Source organism: Pandoraea terrae (genome assembly GCF_902459695.1).
GTDB classification, from domain to species: Bacteria; Pseudomonadota; Gammaproteobacteria; order Burkholderiales; family Burkholderiaceae; genus Pandoraea; species Pandoraea terrae.
Genome location: NZ_CABPRZ010000008.1, coordinates 90,049 through 108,701 on the forward strand (window position 1 = coordinate 90,049; position 18,653 = coordinate 108,701).

The window sequence follows — 18,653 nt, forward strand, 5'->3', positions numbered from 1 at the left end:
ACGGATTTATCATTTGGTGCCAGTCTTCTATTCACCTTCCCGATGTCGTCACTTGTCCGCGCTGCGAGCCTAACCAACTACAGTGAGGTCGCTCGTGCCGCCGGATTGGACCCGGTGCGAATGTTGTTGGATGCGGGGTTAAGTCCGGGCGTATTGCGCGAGCCGGACCTCATGATTCCGGTCGAGCGCGTCGGACAACTGCTTCAGGCGTCTGCAACCCTGTCGGGCAACGAGAGTTTCGGGCTGTGCATGGCAGAGTCTCGCCTCTTGTCCAATCTGGGGGCCGTAGGATTGCTGATCCGCGATCAGGCGACGCTGCGCGGCTCGCTTGACGTGCTGATGCGCTACCAGACGTTGCTCAACGGTGCGCTGTCTCTGGCCATCGAGGAGTGCGGTGACGTTGTCATCATTCGTGAGGTGGTCATTGCCGGCAATGCGCATCAGCCGACGCGTCAAAGGGTTGAGTTGGCGCTAGGGGTGATGGTGCGGTTGATACGCCAGCTCCTCAAGGCAGACTGGCAGCCGCGGCGCGTATGTTTCGAACATCCGGCGCCGCGCGACGTCAGTATCCACCAACGATTTTTCGGTCATTGCGTCGAGTTCGACTACGACTTCAACTGCATCATTTGCGCGAAAGCCGATCTCGATGCACGCAACCCGTCGGCCGATCCGGCCATGGTGCGGTACGCGCAGCAATTGCTCGACGCATCAGTCATGTCGCAGCAGGCGACCATGCTTGAGGACGTGCGGCGCTCGATTGTGCTGCTGTTACCTGGTGGGCGTTGCGGCATCGAGCAGGTGGCCGAGCACTTGGGCGTGGTGTGCCGCACGGTCCAGCGCCGTTTGGCGGAACAGGGGCAGAGTTTCTCGTCGATCATGAACGACATCCGCAAGGAACTCGCCGCGCGTCATGTCATCGAGAGCGATCGACCGTTGACTGAGGTGGCAACCCTGCTTGGCTTTTCCGCGCCAAGCGCATTCTCGCGCTGGTACCACACACAATTCGGTTGCAGCGCCAAGGAAAGCCGGGCAACACGCGGGGCACGACCGTCGGCCGTCAAGTAGCGACGCAGCCGGTGAAAGCCGGGTAAGCGCGACATCGACGAACCTGCGGTTGAAAGACCGGGACAACTTCGTGAGCGGCCCGGTCAAAGCGCAGTCAAGTCGCGGCAGCAATCTTTCTGGGTTGAGTCAGCATGGCCGGCTGCAGAATCTCGTCAAGCTGGGCCTGGCTCAAAAGCCCATTCTCGAGAACAATTTCCGCCACGCTGCGGCCAGACGCAAGGGCCTCTTGGGCAACAGCCGTCGCATGTGTGTAGCCGATGTACGGGTTCAGCGCAGTGACGATACCAATCGAGTTTTCGATAATGGAACGCAGGCGGTCCCGATTTGCGGTAATCCCATCTACGCATTTCGATGCGAGCGTCAGGCATCCTGCACGAAGGTGTGCAACGCTCTTGAACAGGCTGTGCGCGATGATGGGCTCGAACGCATTGAGTTGGAGTTGACCGGCCTCCGCTGCAAAGCTGACGGTCACGTCGTTACCCAATACCTCAAAGGCAATTTGGTTGACCACCTCAGGAATGACGGGGTTGACCTTGCCGGGCATGATGCTTGAACCTGCCTGGACAGGGGGCAAGTTGATTTCGCCGAGCCCGGCGCGCGGGCCGCTGGAGAGGAGCCGGAGGTCGTTGCATGTCTTGGAGAGCTTGACCGCGACACGCTTGAGAACGCCGGACAATTGCACGAACGACCCGACATCCTGCGTTGCCTCCACCAGATTTGGCGACGTCGTAAGCGGGATGCTCGTTATGTTGCTCAGATGTCGACATACAAGTCGGGCGTACTGGGGGTCCGTGTTGATGCCAGTTCCGATGGCCGTCGCACCCAAATTAATCTCGCAAATCAATTTTGCCGCTTCACGCAAACGCTCCTCGTCTTCACCCAGCATGACCGCGAACGTGCTGAACTCCTGCCCCAAGGTCATCGGGACCGCGTCTTGAAGCTGCGTTCGCCCCATCTTCAAATCGTCCTTGAATTCCTCCGCCTTTCTTTCGAACGACGCTCGGAGAATGGCCATCGCCTCCAACAGCTGCATGATTCCCGCATACGTCGCGATTTTCAGCGCCGTCGGGTAGACATCGTTGGTGCTTTGTCCAAGGTTGACGTCCTCGTTGGGGTGGAGCACCGCGTATTCGCCGCGCTGGTGGCCGAGGTGCTCGAGCGCAACGTTCGCAATAACCTCGTTGGCGTTCATATTGGTGGACGTTCCCGCGCCGCCCTGGATGACATCCACCACGAAGTGCTCATGTGCGACGCCTTGCCGTACCTGCCGGCACGCGTGGACGATGGCCGACATCTTTTGCGCGCTCAGAAGGCCCAGCTCATGGTTGGCCATTGCCGCCGCCTCTTTGACGCTCGCCAATGCGTTGATGAGGTTGGGGTAGGCGGAGATGGCGATGCCTGTGATGGGGAAATTATCGAGCGCACGCAGCGTGTGGACGCCGTAGTAGGCAGACGCGGGGACAGCCAGGTCACCCAGAAGGTCATGCTCGATACGTTGGTGGGTTGAAGTCATAGGTGGTCAGTAGCTCTGAAGCGTTGAGGCGAGTTCTGCCAATCGACCCCGTCGATTACGGTGTCGAGTGACTGAGGGGGTGAGTGGGTCGTTTAGCTGCGTTGCAAATCCGCCGCTGCAGTCGCGTAGGCGACGCACTGACGAGCGAGGACATCTGTGGGGTCAATCAGGCGAACTGATGTGCCGTTCTTGCCAGAAAAGCGCTGTTCCGGGAGCAGGAGCGGTAGCTCTGTGCACCCAAGGATGATGACTTCCACGCCTTGGGAGATGAGTCCTTCAATCGCCGCCGCGATGTCGGTTTGGCATTGGCCGGTCGTGAAGCCAGCTTTGACGCCCTCCTTCCCATAAATTGCATCCATGACGCGGGCTTGCAATGCGGGGCCGGGGACAACTTGCCGTAACCCTTGAGCGGCTAGCTCCTTTTCGTAGACGCCGCTTTCAACTGTGCCCGATGTCGCGAGCAGCCCCACCGAGCGCAGCGAAGGAAAACTCTCTCGAAGATAGCGAACAGTCACCGTCAGCATGTTCACGATGGGAATGCTGAGATATGGCTGAATGCGTTCGACGAATGCATGGGCCGTGTTGCAGGGGATGGCGATGATATCGGCGTCTCCCGACTCCAGCTTCTTGCACGTCGCGTAAAGGGAAATGGTCGGGTCAGGTCCATCGCCAATCAAGTTCCCCGTGCGGTCTGGAATCTGGGGGTTCTGCTCGACCATCAGCTTGATGTGGTCCTGGTCTCGTTCGGCGTGCGTGTTGCGCACAATCTTGTGAATGAAGTCGACGGTTGCAGCAGGCCCCACGCCACCCACGACACCGACCTTGAATAGCGTTTCGGGCGAGGCATACTGGCCTGAGACGGCGTACTGTGCATAGACCAGGTTCGAATCGACCAACGGCACGGGCAGAGGTCCAATTTCTGCGGCAACGAGGGCGATTTCGGTCAGGCCGGGCACAATAATGTTGACGCCTTGAGCGATCAGGTCCTCGCAAGCGTTACGCAAAAGCGCAACCGGCCGACCACACAAGTTGCCGCTCTTGATTCCATCAGTCCCATAGACAGCCTCGGTGACGAGGTCGAGGCCTTCGCGTGGACGCACGTGCACAACTTCGAATTCAGGCGATGTGAAGTACTTTTCGAATAGACCTTTATGACGCGTGTATTCAGACGCGAGCACACCGATGCGACGGACGGCGGGAAACCTGCGTCGAACATGACTGCGGACGGCCTCGACAATGTCGACAATCTGTAGGGACGAGTTTGCTTTCAGCTCATCGATAAACGTATGACTCAGGAAGCAGGGGAGCAGTACGGTGCTAACGCCTCGTTTCTCGAAGCTGCGCATCATGTCGAAGATGTACAGTTTCCGCTGAGTCGTTGCCTCGCCTCCCGTGCCGGGGCTTTGGAACGGGTGCTGTTCGAATACGACGTCGAAGTGTTCTTCATCACTCGCGGCCGGGGTTGACTTCACGAGCTTGAAAAACACATCTGCGCTTGCCAACGGACCAAGCCCACCGACCACCCCGAACCTTCGCTTGCTCGCGTCCTTCACATTCATCATTTCGTGTCGCCTTGGAGTTGAACGAAATCGTTATCGCATTCGGGATTCGCTTGCTTGGCGAACCGCTTCGCTTCCCATTTTGCAATCACGGCGGTCGCAATGCTGTTACCAATCACATTAGTCGCCGTTCGTCCCATGTCAAGAACTTGGTCGATGGCAAGGATAAGCACCACGCCGGAGGGGGGCAGATGAAACATTGGCGCCACTGCGGCCACGACAACAACGGAACCACGAGCAACGCCTGCCATCCCCTTGCTGCTGATCATGAGAACCAGCAACATCATGATTTGGGCGCTCAACGGCATATCGATGCCGAAGGCCTGCGCGATAAAAATGGCAGCGAATGCCTGATACATCATCGAACCGTCGAGGTTAAATGCATAGCCCAGCGGCAAGGTGAAGCCAACCACCTTCTTGTTGACGCCGAACTCTTCCAACTTTTCCGTGAGTCGGGGGTAAGCCGCTTCACTGCTTGCGGTTGAAAACGCGAGCATTGCGGGCTCTCGAATAGCCCTCAGCAGCGCCCAAATCCGGTTGCCGAGAAAATACTGTCCAACGACGATGAGAAGGCCCCAGAGCGCGGCCAAGCCAACATAGAAGCTGCCAATGAGCTTGCCGTAAGTCGTCAGCACATCCAACCCGTGCACGGTAATCGCGGACGCCAGTGCACCGAAGACACCTATCGGCGCAAGTCGCATCACGTAGTCGGTCAACTTCAACATTGCGGGGACAAGGCCTTCCACGCCGGCAATAAGCGGCGCCACTCGGGAATCACCTTTGATGACGCTCAGCACGACGCCGAACAAGACCGAAAACACGAGGATTTGCAGGATGTCGTTGCGCGCCATCGCATCGACGATGCTTGTCGGGAACGCGTGCGTGATGAAGTCCTTGAAGTTCAGCCCTGCGGTATTCAAGCCAGTGTTCACATCGGCGCTTGTCTGCACCAGATGTAGCCCCGCACCGGGTTGAAACACGTTTGCCAGAACGAGTCCAATCGCCAGGGAAATAAGAGACGCACACAAGAACCAACCTACCGACCTGAAGCCAATCCGGCGCACGTCGCTGGTTCCCTCCATGCCGGCAAGCCCGGAGACCAACGTCGCGAAGACCAGCGGCGCAATAATCATCTTCACGAGACGAAGAAAGATGTCCGTGATGATGGAGAAATAGCCGGCGATGACCTTCGCTTCAGCGGCGTCAGCGGCCGAGAGATGGCAGATGTAGCCGACCGCAACGCCGAGCAACATGCCCACAAAGATGTAGAGAGTCAGGCGATTCTTCATTTGAATCAGTCCAAGAGCGGTGGGCGGTGGCGAGCCTGTGCCACCGTGCACCTGAATGGAAAAAACGCTGCTGAATCAGCAGGCTTTCGTACTGGACCGAATCATAAGGAAGGTAAATAAAGCGATGATGCAAACACTGCATGCGTGTATGCGAAATTAGCATAACGCGTAGAAACCCCTACCTGGCAGGTTCCGAAACCTCGCGAATGTGCCCCCAGAGCGCCTCCAGAAACTCACTTCGATTGGAAGCGTCACGGTAGACGCGGAGCTCGACATCGAAATGCCACTCGGGTCTGCCTGCCGCCACCAATTCGCCAGACTCGAGTTCGTCAAGGACGGAGCTCTTGGGGAGCCATGCGAGTCCTTCCCCTTCCATGACAAGCTTCTTCAGTACTTCGGCCATATCCGATTCGTAGTGAAGTTGCAAGGCCGGAGGCGTATCAGCACGCGAGAGAAGCAAAGCAAGGCACCGGCCGAAATAGCTGGTTTCCGTATAGGAAATTAGCGGGAGCGGGCGATTTGCAGTTCCCGGCAGCCGGAAGGCGGGCGACGAGCGCTCGTTCGGCCTGCAGACCGGCATGAGCGTATCTACACCCACCGTCAGATGTTGGTATCGCGCCGGATCCAGATGCAGGGGAAGCTCCGGGTGGTGATAGGCAAACATCAGTTCACAGTTTCCGTTCACAAGCATCAGGATCGAATCGTGAACGTTCGTTGGTATTACGCGCGCGCGCACCTCCCCGACATGCGCCGATAGCGTCTTCAACCATACGGGCAAAAAGCTGAGCGCGATGGTGTGGCCAGCGGCAATCTGCAAGCCTTTTCCGGCCATACGCTGCTCGGTGCGGATGATAGCTCGCGTGTCGAAGAGCTTCTCGAGAATGTCTTCGGCCACTTCAAGAAACAGCCGCCCTGCAGGCGTAAGCGTCGGGGGGAAGCTGCTTCGGTCAATCAGGTCGGCCCCAACCCACTGCTCCAGCGCCTGAATGCGTCGGCTGAAGCCGGACTGAGTCACGTTTCGAAATTCCGCTGCTCGAGAGAAGCTTTGATAGCGAGAGAGAGCAATGAAGTCTTCTACCCACTTGATTTCCATGTGCGTTCCTGTCGCGAGGCAGTGGACCGATATTCCGGTGAGAAAGTTGCCTCACCTATCGTATGTTACATTGGCTCATCATATTGCCGTGATGCGCTAGCCATGAAAGAGTACGCGACCGGGCGGTATCCTGACTGGGACTTACTCGAGAGCTGGGTGGCCGTAGTGGAGTCAGGGTCGATTTCTGACGCCGCCAAACGACTGAAAATCTCCCAGGCAGGGGTGTCGCAGCGCATCAAGGCCGTCGAAGGTCTGCTCGACACGGTGCTGTTGGACCGGTCGACACGCCCTGCAAGGCCGACGGCTGCCGGCCAACGCCTGTTTGAGCACGCGACGGCAATTCTTCAAAGTGCCGACCAGATGGTCGAGAGCGTTCGCAATGTGACACGTGCCAAACGGGTCGTTGTTCGGCTTGGATGTGTCGATTCCTTTGCGGCGACCGTCGGCCCGATCATTATCAAGGCGCTAACGGGAACGTCGCAACAGATTCGCCTGTGGTCCGGCATCACGCCAACGTTGGATGCGTTGCTCGACGCTCGGCAGCTGGATATGGCTGTCACCACGACGGGTGTGGGCGGTTCATCAGGCATTCGCCGACAAAAGCTTTTTTCCGAGCCCTACTATGTCGTGCTGCCCAAGGATTTCGCCGTCGACAAATTCGCCTCGCTTACGGACCTGAGCCGCCACCTTCGCTTTATCCGCTATAGCGCCCGCTCCGTGATTGGGCAGCATGTGGACACGTATTTGATGGCGCACACGGATAATGTCGAGCGTACGTGTGAATTTGATGCGACCGACCCGATGTTGAGTCTTGTTGCCGCCGGTCTTGGATTCGCTATCACCACGCCGCTTTGCATCTGGCAGTCTCGGCATTTCGTTCCTGAAATTCGGGTGGTCCCCTTGACGGAATTTGTGCGGCATGGACGCCCCTATGAACAACTGTCGCGGACTTTCTATCTCAGTTCGCGCGAGGGCGAACTGGGCAATCTTCCGAACGAGATGCATGATCTGCTTCGCCAGGCTTATGAAAAGCAGGTCTCCAGGGACATAGCAAAGGCACTTGCGCTACGCGCGGAGCAGGTCTATTCGCTTGGCACGGACTAGGGCCTGTTCTTATCAATGAGTCGCCGACGCATGCCGTCGAATTCGACTGTCTCGTCTTTCCGCGCTTCTCTCATAGCCTCTTGAGGTGAGAAGTGCCGACCACGTCATAACCGCGCCCGATTCTGAACATAAGCGGAAGTTAAGTAATGAGCGGGGTTTTGTGTACCGCGTATTCTGGAATCTGGTGTCGAGCGTCCAGGAGCCGTGGGAAAAAATGCTTTGGCAATGTAGGTACCCCGAGCTTCATTACCGGATATCGCTTGGTGTTTGGTCCCCTTGGATGAATTAAGGAGTCAGCGTGATTTCAGGTCCTCAACTTCCGTTCCCCGCGAACGAGCCGGAGATGCTTTTCTGCGAAGGCACCGAAGGCGCCAAGCAGCTGAAGCAGGCGCTTGAGCATCGTGACGTCGTTGAAATCCCGGCGGTTATTGGCGGTAAGCGACTGTTTTCCAACGACGTCGTGGAGGTCCGCGCTCCGCACGACCATCAGCGCGTCATCGCGCGTATCCATCGCCCGAACGAAACGCAAGTTCGTGAAGCCATTGCAAGCGCCCGCTCGGTCGCTCGCGACTGGGCCAATCTGAGCCTTGCGAGCCGCGCAGCGGTTCTGCACCGTGCTGCGGAAATCATCTCGACGCGACACCGCGTCAGAATCAATGCAGCAACGATGCTGGGTCAAAGCAAGACCATCGAGGAAGCGGAGCCCGACAGCGCGTGCGAGTTGATTGACTTCTTCCGGTTCAATGCCTACAACGCGCAGAAGATACATGCTGAGCAACCGCTGTCGGTCGCGACTGCGGCTAACCGGGCCGACTGGCGTCCGCTTGAGGGTTTTGTGTACGCAGTGTCTCCATTCAATTTCACAGCCATCGGCGGTAACCTGACGACAGCGCCCGCCATCATGGGCAACACCGTGCTGTGGAAGCCCTCGGAGAAGTCAGCGCTTGCCAACTTCATCTGCTTTGAGGCACTCGAAGAGGCCGGCCTGCCCGCGGGCGTCATCAACTTTGTTCCGGGCGAAGCGGAACTGACAACGCGTATCGCACTTTCGTCGGCAGACCTCTCGGGCATTCACTTTACCGGCTCTTCGGCCGTTTTCCAGTCGCTTTGGAAGCGCGTTGCATCCAACGTAGGCGCCTACCGTTCCATTCCGCGCCTCGTGGGCGAGACGGGCGGAAAGGACTTCGTCGTGGCTCACCCGTCGGCCGACGTTGATGCCTTGTCGATTGCGTTGATTCGCGGTGCGTTCGGCTACCAAGGGCAGAAGTGTAGCGCCGCGTCTCGCGCCTACATCCCGAAGCGCCTTTGGGGCGAAGTCAGCAAACAACTGCGCGACCGTTTGGCTGAGCTGCGGGTTGGTGACGTTGCAGACCCGAAAACCTTCATGGGTGCCGTCATCAGCGAGGCTTCCCACCAGAAGTTGAGCCGTGTCATCGAGTCGTCCAAGCAAGACAGCGGCGTGCGGCTCATCTTCGGTGGCAAGACTTGGTCCGACCCGGGTTATTTTGTCGAGCCGACGGTTGTTCAGGTGACGGACCCGCGACACACGCTGATGCAGGAAGAACTGTTCGGCCCGGTTCTGTCGGTGTTCGTGTATGAAGACAACGCCTGGGCGGAAACGCTGGCGCTGATTGATGCGACTAGCCCTTACGCCCTGACCGGCTCGGTGTTCTCGACGGACCGCTTTGCTCTGCATGAAGCCGAAAACGTTCTGGTCAACGCCGCAGGTAACCTGTACCTGAACGACAAGCCCACCGGCGCGATGATTGGTCAACAGCCGTTTGGCGGTATGCGCGCAAGCGGTACCAACGACAAAGCTGGCTCGTTCATGAACTTGCTGCGTTGGACCTCGCCGCGCGTGGTGAAGGAAACCTACCTGCCGGTTCGCCACTGGAAGTTTGGCGCGTAATTATGTTCGGGTAATCCCTTATTTCGGGAGAGGCTGACATATAAGCGCGCAATGGGCTGTTGACTCGAGCGCTTGCGCAGGCATGTAATTCTTGTTACCGAGCCCTTGAGCGCGGTGTTTGAATAATCATCGCTTATGTAGAACGTCAGCTTCTCTAATGTTGCGGGAGCCGTTTTTTTGGTGACTTATGTTGGAAGTGCACGGCTTGCGGCGATTGCGGTATGCCATCGCATTGCGACCAAACTTCATGAGGAATCGTAGAAACATGACAACGCCGCACAGGTATTCGGGAATCTTGACAGCGGTCCCAACGCCGCTCAATAAGGATTTGAAGGTCGAAGTCGCTCCGCTGGCCGCCCACGTCAAACGGCTGGCCGCTGCGGGTACCGAAGGGGTTGTCCCGCTGGGCGGAACCGGGGAATACACGTCCCTTTCGGCTCGCCAGCGTCTGGAGGTTGTCGAATGCGCGCTGGAAGCCGGTGCGGGCAAGTTGCACGTTATCCCGGGCATCCTGTCGCCCGGCATTGGCGATGCCATTGATAACGCGAAAGCTTTCGTCGCCGCTGGCGCGAAGGCGCTGATGGTCGTCACTCCGTATTACTTTCGTCCTACCCAGGATGGAATCATCGAGTACTTCAAGCGTTTTTCGGATGCAGTCGACGCCGACATCATCCTTTATGAGATTCCGTACCGCACCGGCGTTGCGTTGCAATACCAGACTGTCGACCGGTTGGCCGACATGACGCGTGTTGTAGGCATCAAAGCCTGCAATCCGGATTTGGCCCAACAAATGAGGGTTGCCGAGTTGGCGAAGTCGAAGCTCGCCATTCTGACGGGCGAGGAGGATGTTCTTCCGCTGCATGTCGCGATGGGGGCTGTCGGCGCGGTCATCTCCAGTTCGAACATCATTCCGAAACAGTGGGCACGGGTCCTGCGCCTCGCCATGGATGGCAAGCTCGCCGAATCCATGGCCCTGCACGCATCGCTTCGTCCTCTCATCGACGCCATCTTTGCTGAGCCCAATCCCGCGCCGTTGAAAGCGGCAATGGACATCATGGGCTGGGGAATGGGAGACGTGCTGCCCCCATTGCTGCCGGCGAGCGCACCGTTGCGTGACCGTCTCGCAAAGGTCATCCCATCGCTTCTCGAACGCGAGTAATTCCCCCAAACCATTCCTATGAAGGTGGTCAAGATGTCATTCGATAACAACGCGAATTCGGGCCGTCGAAAGTTTCTTCAGGCTACTGGGGCGGCGCTGACTGCTGCCGCGATTGGCGCGCCGATGGTCATTACGTCGCGTAAAGCCATGGCGGCCGGCAACCTCGTCGTCGTGAGCTGGGGCGGAAATTACCGCACGGCTGTCGAAGAGGCATTGACGAAGCCATTCGAAAAGGAGTTCGGTGTTCGTGTGACGCTCGTCGACACGCCTGACCTGGCAAAGGTCAAGGCGCAGGTGATGACCAAGAATGTCGAGTGGGATGTGTTCGATGCTGTCGGTCCCATGGCAATGACGGGTTCGAAGAACGGCTATTGGGAGCCGTTGGACCCGGCGCTGTTCGACAAGGGCGACCTCATCGCACCCATGACGAAGGAGGCCGTTCCCTTCTACGGATTTACCGGGGGCATTTGTTGGGATGACAAGAAGCATCCCGCGGGAAAGCATCCGGAGACATTCGCCGAGTACTTCGACGTCAAGAAATTTCCTGGTCAGCGGACGCTGCGAAATCGCGCCAGCGAAACGCTCGAGATTGCCTTGCTTGCCGATGGCGTTGCGCCCGAGAAGATGTATCCCCTCGACGTCGAACGTGCCTTCCGCGCCCTGAATCGCATCAAACCGTATGTCGGCAAGTGGGTCGACCAGACGCCGCAAACCGTAACCCTGGTGGAAACCGGGCAGGTCGACTTCAGCTATACCTACGCGACGCGCGCGAAAGCTGCGCAAGAAGCCGGTAAGCCCATCAACTTCTCGTTCAAGCAGAACATTATCGGTCTGGAATATCTCGTGGTTCTGAAGAATGCCCCGAATAAGCAGAACGCAATGAAGTATCTGCAGTTCGCGATGCGGCCGGACCGTCAGGCAGCCCTTATGGACCTGCACGGCAACACCCCGGCGAGCAGAAAGGCCATGGGGTTGATGAAGCCGGACGCCAGGAAGTGGCTTTCCGACCCGCACAACAAGATGAACCTCATCAGCAACGACGCGTGGTGGGCTGACCACTATGACGAGTTGACACTTCGATTCAAAGAGTGGGTTCTTAGCTGAGCAAAGCGACCCGTGGGAGCATCGTCACGCGGCACTACCCTGTGCCCGGTGCCAGCCCCCCCTTTCGCGAAAGGAAGCACTATGAAAGCGCGCAACGACGGCTGGCGCTATGTCGGTCCGGCAACGGTTTTTTTGTTCCTGGTGATGTTTGTTCCGCTCGCGTACGTCGTGTACACGAGCGTCGCGGGCGCCGACGGTGGCCTGACGATGAGCGCCTACAAACGCCTGTTCACGAGCGAGCTGTTTATCAGAACGCTTTGGTCGACGTTTGAAATCAGCATTTTTGCCTCACTCTCGAGCCTGTTGCTGGGCTACCCCATTGCGCTGCATCTTGCCAAACAGCCGGCAAAGAAGCGGGCCATCTACATGGTTCTGGTCCTGGTGCCATTCTGGACCAGCATTCTGGTGAAGAGCTACGCGTTTACCGTCCTTCTTGGGCGAGGTGGTCTGGTCAACCAGCTGCTCTCCTTCGTATTCAACACGCAAGTCCAGTTGCCGATGCTGTTCAACCGGTTCGGCGTGATGGTGGGCATGACCAACTACCTCATCCCGTTCATCGTGCTTCCGGTGCTCGCGAGCCTCCTGGCTATCGATCAGTCACTCTATCGGGCCTCGGAAATCATGGGGGCCAAGCCGCCCAGAATCTTTTTCCAGATTACGCTTCCCCTCAGTCTTCCCGGGGTGGCAGCTGCGGTGTTGAGTACGACCATCATGTCGATGGGGTTCTTCGTTATCCCGGCGCTTCTTGGCGGTCGGAAAGACGTCATGATGTCCAACCTCGTTGACTTCTACACCCGGGAAACGATGGACTGGAATATGGCGTCCGCCATCGGCGTGATTCTGCTCGGCATCGTCACCCTCGCAGGGGTGGGTGCCGGTCAACTGAAGAAGTTTGGAAACCAGTCGGAGGTGCCGGCATGAGCGCGACAATTAGTCTCTCCGTCGTGGATTCGCAAGAGAAGACGTATCGCAGGCTGCGCGATGTGATTGCGTTCGCCGTATACGCGTTCATTCTTGTCCCAAGCCTGATCGTCATCCCGATCTCCTTCGGCGGGTCTGGGGAAATGACCTTTCCGCCTCGGGTGTGGACGCTGGAGCTCTACCAGCAGCTCTTTACCGCGATTGCGTGGATTGACCCCATTCTGCAAAGCCTGAAGGTGGCTTCCATCACGATGGTCGTTTCGTTGCTCATTGGGGTCCCGGCTTCGTATGGGTTGGTTCGATATGAGTTTCCGGGCAAGCGGCTCGTCATGATGCTTCTGATGAGCCCGATTCTCGTGCCGGTGATCGTCATTTCACTGGGGTTGTACCTGTATCTGTCCCGCTTTCATTTGGTCGGGACGACGGCTGGCCTTGTCGTCAGTCACGTCGCGTACGTTACGCCGTTCATGATGATGACGGTGATGGCCGGCGTCAAAAAGCTTGACCCCGCGTTGGAATTTGCCTCGACCATCATGGGGGCAAATCGTCGGACCGTGTTTATCAAGGTTGTCCTCCCCCAACTGCGGCCGTCGATGTTCGCTGGCGCACTGTTCGCGTTTCTCGTCTCCTTCGACGAAGTGGTGATTGCCTGGTTCCTGACCAGCCCAAACACGACTACGCTTCCGGTGCGCATGTACAGCAGTATTCAGTGGGACATCTCGCCTGTTATCGCAGCGGTTTCTGCGCTGCTGACGCTGCTCTCCATCTGCTTCTGTTGCGTGTCGGTCTTGCTGCAACCGTCTACGCCTGACATTTCTCACTAGGACGGTCCGACCATGACGCACGCATTGAAGAGGATGGCTGACGCCAAGGTGTTGGCTACCGGCCACCAGAATCAAGGATTCAAAGGCATGGAACGAGCGCTTTTGGCCGGGGAAGACATGATTGTCTTTGACGGCGTGAGCAAGGTGTACGGCGAGGCCCCGGCATTGCACAGCACCAACTTGAACGTTCGGAAGGGCGAATTCCTGAGCCTGCTGGGGCCCAGTGGTTCCGGCAAGAGCACTATCTTGAACATCATCGCCGGCGCCATTGCGCCGACAACCGGCCGGATTTTCCTGGACGGGAAGGACGTATCCACGGTCCCCCCGCGTGACCGCCAACTGGGTATGGTGTTTCAGAACTACGCCTTGTTGCCGCACCTTAATGTCTTCGACAACGTTGCTTTTCCCCTGCGCATCCGCGGCGCAAGCGCGTCGGAAATCCGGGAAAAGGTGGGTAACGCGTTGGAGCGGGTCGGCTTGAACGGCTATGAGAAGCGCAAACCCCGCGAAATGTCGGGTGGCCAGCAACAGCGTGTCGGCATCGCACGTTGCATCGTCTACTCGCCGTCCGTGATTCTGATGGACGAACCGCTGGGTGCGCTGGACAAGAAGTTGCGAGACCAACTCCAAGGCGAAATCAAGCGACTGCACCGGGAGTTGGGTACGACGCTGGTCTACGTTACCCATGACCAGGAGGAAGCGCTGAATTTATCCGACCGGGTCTGCCTGATGAATGGCGGGCGCATAGCGCAGTTGGGCACGCCGGACGAGCTGTACTTCGAGCCTGTGAGTGAGTTCGTTGCCGACTTTGTCGGTGAGTCAAACCTCTTCGATGCAATCGTTGTCGACAAAAGCACGGTGCAAGTGGAGGCGGGCTGGAATATCGAGGTTCGCACGACCGAAGGTCATGCCAAGGGAGACCGCGTCAAGGTCCTCGTGCGCCCGGAGAAGGTTGTTGCGACGAGTGCGCAGGACGTCGGCGAGAAGGCCGGTCCGGGGGAGAACCATTGTGCCGGCGTGGTTTCGCAAGTGTCCTTTGTCGGCGGTATGACTCGCTTCGATGTGGCGCTCCCCAATGGTCGCGTCGTGCTTGCCAAAGGCATCTCCAGCCGCGCCGTCGAACGCTCGCCAATGGGTTGCCCGATGGAACTCCGTTGGTCTGCCCGCGATAGCGTAGTTCTGAAATAACAATCGTCATGAGCTCAAAAATCATCTCGGAACTTCGCGCGCTGGTGGGGAAATCGCACGTCGTGGATCATGCGACGGATATGGCGCCACACCTTGTCGACTGGCGGAAGCGCCACAGGGGCGACGCGATTTGTATTGTCTCGCCTCAGAGCACCGGCCAAGTGGCGGCGGTCCTCTCGTACTGCCGCGCTAACCGGGTGCGAGTGTTTCCCCAAGGCGGGAATACGAGCGTTTGCGGCGGTTCGGTACCCGCCGTCGATGGTGTGAACATCATTCTGAGTCTCGGAAAGATGAATCGCATCCTCGATGTGAATCCGCGCAATAACGCGATGACCGTCGAAGCAGGATGCATCCTGGCCGACATTCAGGCGGCGGCGTCGGCGGTGGACCGGTTGTTCCCGCTATCGCTGGGTGCCGAAGGTTCTTGCCAAATAGGTGGGAACATTGCCACGAACGCTGGCGGGACCAATGTCGTTCGATTTGGCAACACGCGCGACCTGATATTGGGCATCGAAGTCGCGCTTCCCGACGGCCGGATCTGGAATGGTCTGCGCACGCTCAGGAAGAACAACAGCGGCTACGACTTGAAGAACCTGTTCATCGGCGCCGAAGGGACGTTGGGGGTGGTAACCGCCGCAACCCTCAAGCTATTCCCGAAACCTCACTCAGTCGCCACGGCGATGCTTGGCTTGTCGACGGTGGAGGCCGCCGTTGATGAGGGCCTCCGTCTGCAGGGCGTGTTTCCGGGGGAGCTGGTCGGACTCGAGCTGATTTCCAGGTCGGAGTTCGAGATTTCGCTTCGGCACGGCACTAACATGCGCAACCCGTTTGGGAACGATACGCCGCAATGGATGGTGCTCGTCGAGCTTGCCTCGCCTGAGCGCGGAGATGGCTTGACGGAGCGCCTGAACGAGGTGTTGGGAGCCGCCTACGAACGAGGCGCGTTCGAGGATGTCGTTATCGCCGCGACGGAACAGCAGCGGCACGAACTTTGGCGTATTCGCCACAACGTGACCGAGGCCAACGGGCGTGAAGGAATGGGGCTGACGCACGATATCGCCGTGCCCACCTACCTGATTCCGACGTTCATCGAACGCGCGGGCGTAGCGCTAGGGAAGCAGTATCCTCAGGCCACGCCGGTCATCGTGGGGCACATGGGCGACGGGAATCTCCACTATATCGCCATGTTCACGCATGCGTATTGGGCCACGGTCACCGACAAGGCGGAATTCCAAAGAGCGCTTAGCCATGTGCTTTACGACATTTCAGCCGAGCTGGGCGGAACGTTTAGTGCCGAACATGGCATTGGTTCGCTTCATGTCGACGAAATGCGCATCTACAAGGATGCGGTTGAGGTGGCCTTGATGAAACAAATCAAGTGCTTGTTCGACCCCGATAACATGATGAATCCCGGCCGCGTACTGCCGGCGTAGTTCGACCTCGCTCAGACATAGCATAGGCCATGCTCTCCAACGTCCTTGAATATCGAGCCGCAGCGAAGCGGTTTCTGCCGTCGTTTGCGTATTGGTATCTCGAAGGCGGTGCCGAAGACGAGGTGAGCATGCGCCGGAATCGCGAAGCCTATGGCGAAGTGTTCTTCACGCCACGGGTCTTTGTGGACGTCACCGATGTCAGCACCGCAGTGCGAGTTGCTGGCCGCGAGCTGGGTTGGCCGGTTGTCGTCGGGCCTACGGGGCTGAACGGACTCTTCCGACATCGTGCGGACGAACTGTTGGCGAAGCACGCGAATGCCGCCGGCGTTCCATTCGTGCTGTCTACTGCCTCGACCAGTCTTATCGAAACTGTTCGAGAAACCACCAACGGGGACTTGTAGCTTCAGTTGTACGTGCAGCGAGACCGACGCATCGCAGAGGACATGATGCGCCGAGCCCAAGCATGTTGATGGAGCGCTGAGCCCGCTTGAAATCCTTGCCGAAACGGTAGATGCAATGCCGGATACCTTCGAAGTCTTGGTAGACGGAGGTATTCGACGCGGGAGCGACGTTGTCAAAGCGGTTGCGTTGGGGGCAAATGCAGTTCTGCTTGGGCGAGCCCCTCTTTACGGGCTTGCTGCGGCGGGCGAACAAGGATGCAAGGACGTCCTGACCCTGCTTCGCCGCGAAATGGAAACTTGTTTGCGCCTGGTGGGCTGCCCGGATGTGCGTGACCTTGACCGTTCTTATTTGACCTCGGGGGGTGCGCTTCGCCACCGTGGGCGTAATGCCCTACGCGTGGTCAATCGATAAGGAATCGCATTGATGGCCGCACCAATCCGTCGGCCAGCTGAGGGGCGTTCGCAACGATGACCTTTCGACGCCAGCGATGCGGCTGCCCGGTTGGGCCACACCCCCCACGGATTTTCGCCAAGGCTTAGGACACCGCGCCCAAACCGTACTTGCCGGTCAGAAGCTCACCCGTCGTGAAGCGTTCGATGGAGTAGGGCTTCAGGGAGACGTCTGTCGGGAGACCCAGTGCTTCCTGGGCGATTATGCGGCCAACCGTCGGCGACAGCTTGAATCCGTGGCCGGAGAAGCCGTAACCGACAACAAGGCCCTCGATGCCAGGCAGCTTGCCGAGGACCGGATTCCAATCAGGGGTTACGTCATAGACACCGGTCCACGAGGATGCGATGCCGGCCGTCTCATAGTCAGGGAACCGTTCTGCCACTTGGGCACCGACTTCCACAACGTAGTCCATCGGGATGTCGCCCTGCTCGACCTCTGCTGCCTTCAGCTTCTCGCCAACCACGCCTTCGCTCACGAGCATCTGGCTGCCGCCGTAGCTGCGGCAGTAGAGCATGCCCGGGGATGCCAAGTCCTTGAAGACCGGCATCGAGAACGTGTACTTTGCCGCTTCGCACTCCAGCGCCAGCACGGCGTGGCGTTCCGGTACCACCGGGAGCGAACGGCCGGTCCAGCCGGCGAGTTCCGGCGTCCAGATATTCTGGGTGCTGATGACCATGGAGGTCTTGATGTCGCCAATCGACGTCGAGACCCCAACCACTTTCCCGTTTTCAATCTGCAGCTTTTGAACTTCGACGTTCTCGCGAATGGTGACCCCGCCTCGGCGCGCTGCACGGGCGAAGCCCGTCGCAACCAGGTAGGCATCGGCGAAGCCGGCTTCGGGCTCGTAACCAATGAGGGCTGCGTCCTCGAACTGCGCAATCGGCAGCAGTTCCTTCGCTTGGGCTTGGTTCAGCAACTCAAGCGGGATACCCTGTTCCTGTTGCTGCTGTAGAGACGCGCGAAGCGGTTCCAGCTTGTCCCCTTCGGGGGCGACAATCATGTACCCGCACTTCACCAGGCCACAGGAGGCTTCGTCATCTTCCAGGTATTGAGCGAAGTTATTGAACACGCTCCATGATTGCCGAGCCAGCTCGACGTTCTCCTTCACCGAATAATGGGTGCGCAGAATGCCGGAAGACTGAGACGTCGTCCCTGCGCCAATCGTGCCTCGGTCGAGCACCAGCACGCGCTTCGCCCCAAACTTCGCGAGATGAAACGCCACCGAACTGCCGATGACGCCGGCACCAATGACGACCACGTCGTATGTATTCACGATTCCGCCTTCCATTCCAAGGGTGTTGTCCAAGTTTGGTACAGGCGAAACAAACCGGGCTCAATATAAGTGGAGGCGATTTTTAGTAAAACCGGTGGCGAACATTAGGGCTTGAAGTACACGCGTTTTCCTGGGGAATCTCGTCCGGTGGGAACGTACGTGCTAAACTTCGTTCCCATGTCGTATTGGCGCAAATTCTTCGTTATCGTGGTGTTGGCTCTGAGCCTTCCGGTTCAGTCGCTGGCGGCCGTCTCGATGAAATGTGGGGCAACGCCCATTGGCGGAGCCCATGTGTCAATGCGTCATGCGACGGACGATGCAGCACCTCAACTGCAGAGCGCTGAAATCGCCGAGATGACGGGCGGCG

General features: G+C 58.4%; 16 protein-coding genes. 11 read left to right on the forward strand and 5 right to left on the reverse strand.

The features are described from left to right. The first annotated feature begins 42 nt into the window (after positions 1 to 42). Entirely contained in the window at positions 43 to 1,065 is a 1,023-nt protein-coding gene (locus tag PTE30175_RS11415; protein WP_150697171.1) for an AraC family transcriptional regulator, read from the forward strand. Positions 1,066 to 1,159: 94 nt separating this feature from the next. Here the strand turns inward: PTE30175_RS11415 and aspA are convergent, their stop codons facing one another. The 4 genes from aspA to PTE30175_RS11435 all read right to left on the reverse strand — a co-directional run bounded on the left by aspA (position 1,160) and on the right by PTE30175_RS11435 (position 6,519). Continuing rightward, on the reverse strand, positions 1,160 to 2,578 hold the full coding sequence (gene aspA / locus PTE30175_RS11420; RefSeq protein ID WP_150697172.1) for an aspartate ammonia-lyase: 1,419 nt from the start codon (positions 2,576 to 2,578) through the stop codon (positions 1,160 to 1,162). A 92-nt stretch (positions 2,579 to 2,670) separates the two neighbouring features. Then, positions 2,671 to 4,140, reverse strand: a complete 1,470-nt coding sequence (gene cuyB, locus PTE30175_RS11425) for a cysteate racemase (RefSeq protein WP_420819624.1) — start codon at positions 4,138 to 4,140, stop codon at positions 2,671 to 2,673. Then, a complete protein-coding gene (locus PTE30175_RS11430; RefSeq protein WP_150697173.1) occupies positions 4,137 to 5,426 on the reverse strand; it encodes a dicarboxylate/amino acid:cation symporter in 1,290 nt (429 codons plus the stop codon). The genes cuyB and PTE30175_RS11430 overlap by 4 nt, the downstream gene beginning before the upstream one ends. A 178-nt stretch (positions 5,427 to 5,604) precedes the next feature. After that, positions 5,605 to 6,519, reverse strand: a complete 915-nt coding sequence (locus tag PTE30175_RS11435; RefSeq protein ID WP_150697174.1) for a LysR substrate-binding domain-containing protein — start codon at positions 6,517 to 6,519, stop codon at positions 5,605 to 5,607. A gap of 102 nt (positions 6,520 to 6,621) precedes the next feature. On the opposite strand from PTE30175_RS11435, the gene PTE30175_RS11440 reads away from it, so the two are divergent. The 10 genes from PTE30175_RS11440 to PTE30175_RS29090 all read left to right on the forward strand — a co-directional run bounded on the left by PTE30175_RS11440 (position 6,622) and on the right by PTE30175_RS29090 (position 16,974). Continuing rightward, complete coding sequence (locus PTE30175_RS11440; protein ID WP_150697175.1) at positions 6,622 to 7,623, forward strand: LysR family transcriptional regulator; 1,002 nt, start codon at positions 6,622 to 6,624, stop codon at positions 7,621 to 7,623. Positions 7,624 to 7,921: 298 nt separating this feature from the next. After that, complete coding sequence (gene pruA, locus PTE30175_RS11445) at positions 7,922 to 9,532, forward strand: L-glutamate gamma-semialdehyde dehydrogenase (protein WP_150697176.1); 1,611 nt, start codon at positions 7,922 to 7,924, stop codon at positions 9,530 to 9,532. Positions 9,533 to 9,827: 295 nt separating this feature from the next. Next, positions 9,828 to 10,691, forward strand: coding sequence for a 4-hydroxy-tetrahydrodipicolinate synthase (gene dapA / locus PTE30175_RS11450; protein WP_263596283.1), 864 nt, complete (start codon positions 9,828 to 9,830; stop codon positions 10,689 to 10,691). Between the two features lie 33 nt (positions 10,692 to 10,724). Beyond that, on the forward strand, positions 10,725 to 11,795 hold the full coding sequence (locus PTE30175_RS11455; RefSeq protein ID WP_150697178.1) for an ABC transporter substrate-binding protein: 1,071 nt from the start codon (positions 10,725 to 10,727) through the stop codon (positions 11,793 to 11,795). Positions 11,796 to 11,876: 81 nt separating this feature from the next. Beyond that, positions 11,877 to 12,716, forward strand: a complete 840-nt coding sequence (locus PTE30175_RS11460; RefSeq protein ID WP_150697179.1) for an ABC transporter permease — start codon at positions 11,877 to 11,879, stop codon at positions 12,714 to 12,716. Next, positions 12,713 to 13,540 carry an ABC transporter permease gene (locus PTE30175_RS11465; protein WP_150697180.1) on the forward strand — a complete coding sequence of 276 codons (828 nt, stop codon included), beginning with the start codon at positions 12,713 to 12,715 and terminating at the stop codon, positions 13,538 to 13,540. The genes PTE30175_RS11460 and PTE30175_RS11465 overlap by 4 nt, the downstream gene beginning before the upstream one ends. Positions 13,541 to 13,552: 12 nt before the next feature. Continuing rightward, positions 13,553 to 14,728 (forward strand): ABC transporter ATP-binding protein, encoded by a 1,176-nt coding sequence (locus PTE30175_RS11470; protein ID WP_338044432.1) that lies wholly within the window; start codon positions 13,553 to 13,555, stop codon positions 14,726 to 14,728. A gap of 8 nt (positions 14,729 to 14,736) precedes the next feature. After that, positions 14,737 to 16,161, forward strand: coding sequence for an FAD-binding oxidoreductase (locus tag PTE30175_RS11475; RefSeq protein ID WP_150697181.1), 1,425 nt, complete (start codon positions 14,737 to 14,739; stop codon positions 16,159 to 16,161). Positions 16,162 to 16,190: 29 nt separating this feature from the next. Continuing rightward, positions 16,191 to 16,562, forward strand: a complete 372-nt coding sequence (locus PTE30175_RS29085; protein WP_338044433.1) for an alpha-hydroxy-acid oxidizing protein — start codon at positions 16,191 to 16,193, stop codon at positions 16,560 to 16,562. A 115-nt stretch (positions 16,563 to 16,677) separates the two neighbouring features. Next, positions 16,678 to 16,974: an alpha-hydroxy-acid oxidizing protein gene (locus PTE30175_RS29090; RefSeq protein ID WP_338044434.1), complete on the forward strand. Its 297-nt coding sequence runs from the start codon at positions 16,678 to 16,680 to the stop codon at positions 16,972 to 16,974. Between the two features lie 124 nt (positions 16,975 to 17,098). Here PTE30175_RS29090 and PTE30175_RS11485 read toward each other — a convergent pair whose 3' ends face one another. Then, positions 17,099 to 18,286 carry an NAD(P)/FAD-dependent oxidoreductase gene (locus tag PTE30175_RS11485; RefSeq protein WP_150697308.1) on the reverse strand — a complete coding sequence of 396 codons (1,188 nt, stop codon included), beginning with the start codon at positions 18,284 to 18,286 and terminating at the stop codon, positions 17,099 to 17,101. Positions 18,287 to 18,653 lie beyond the last annotated feature (367 nt).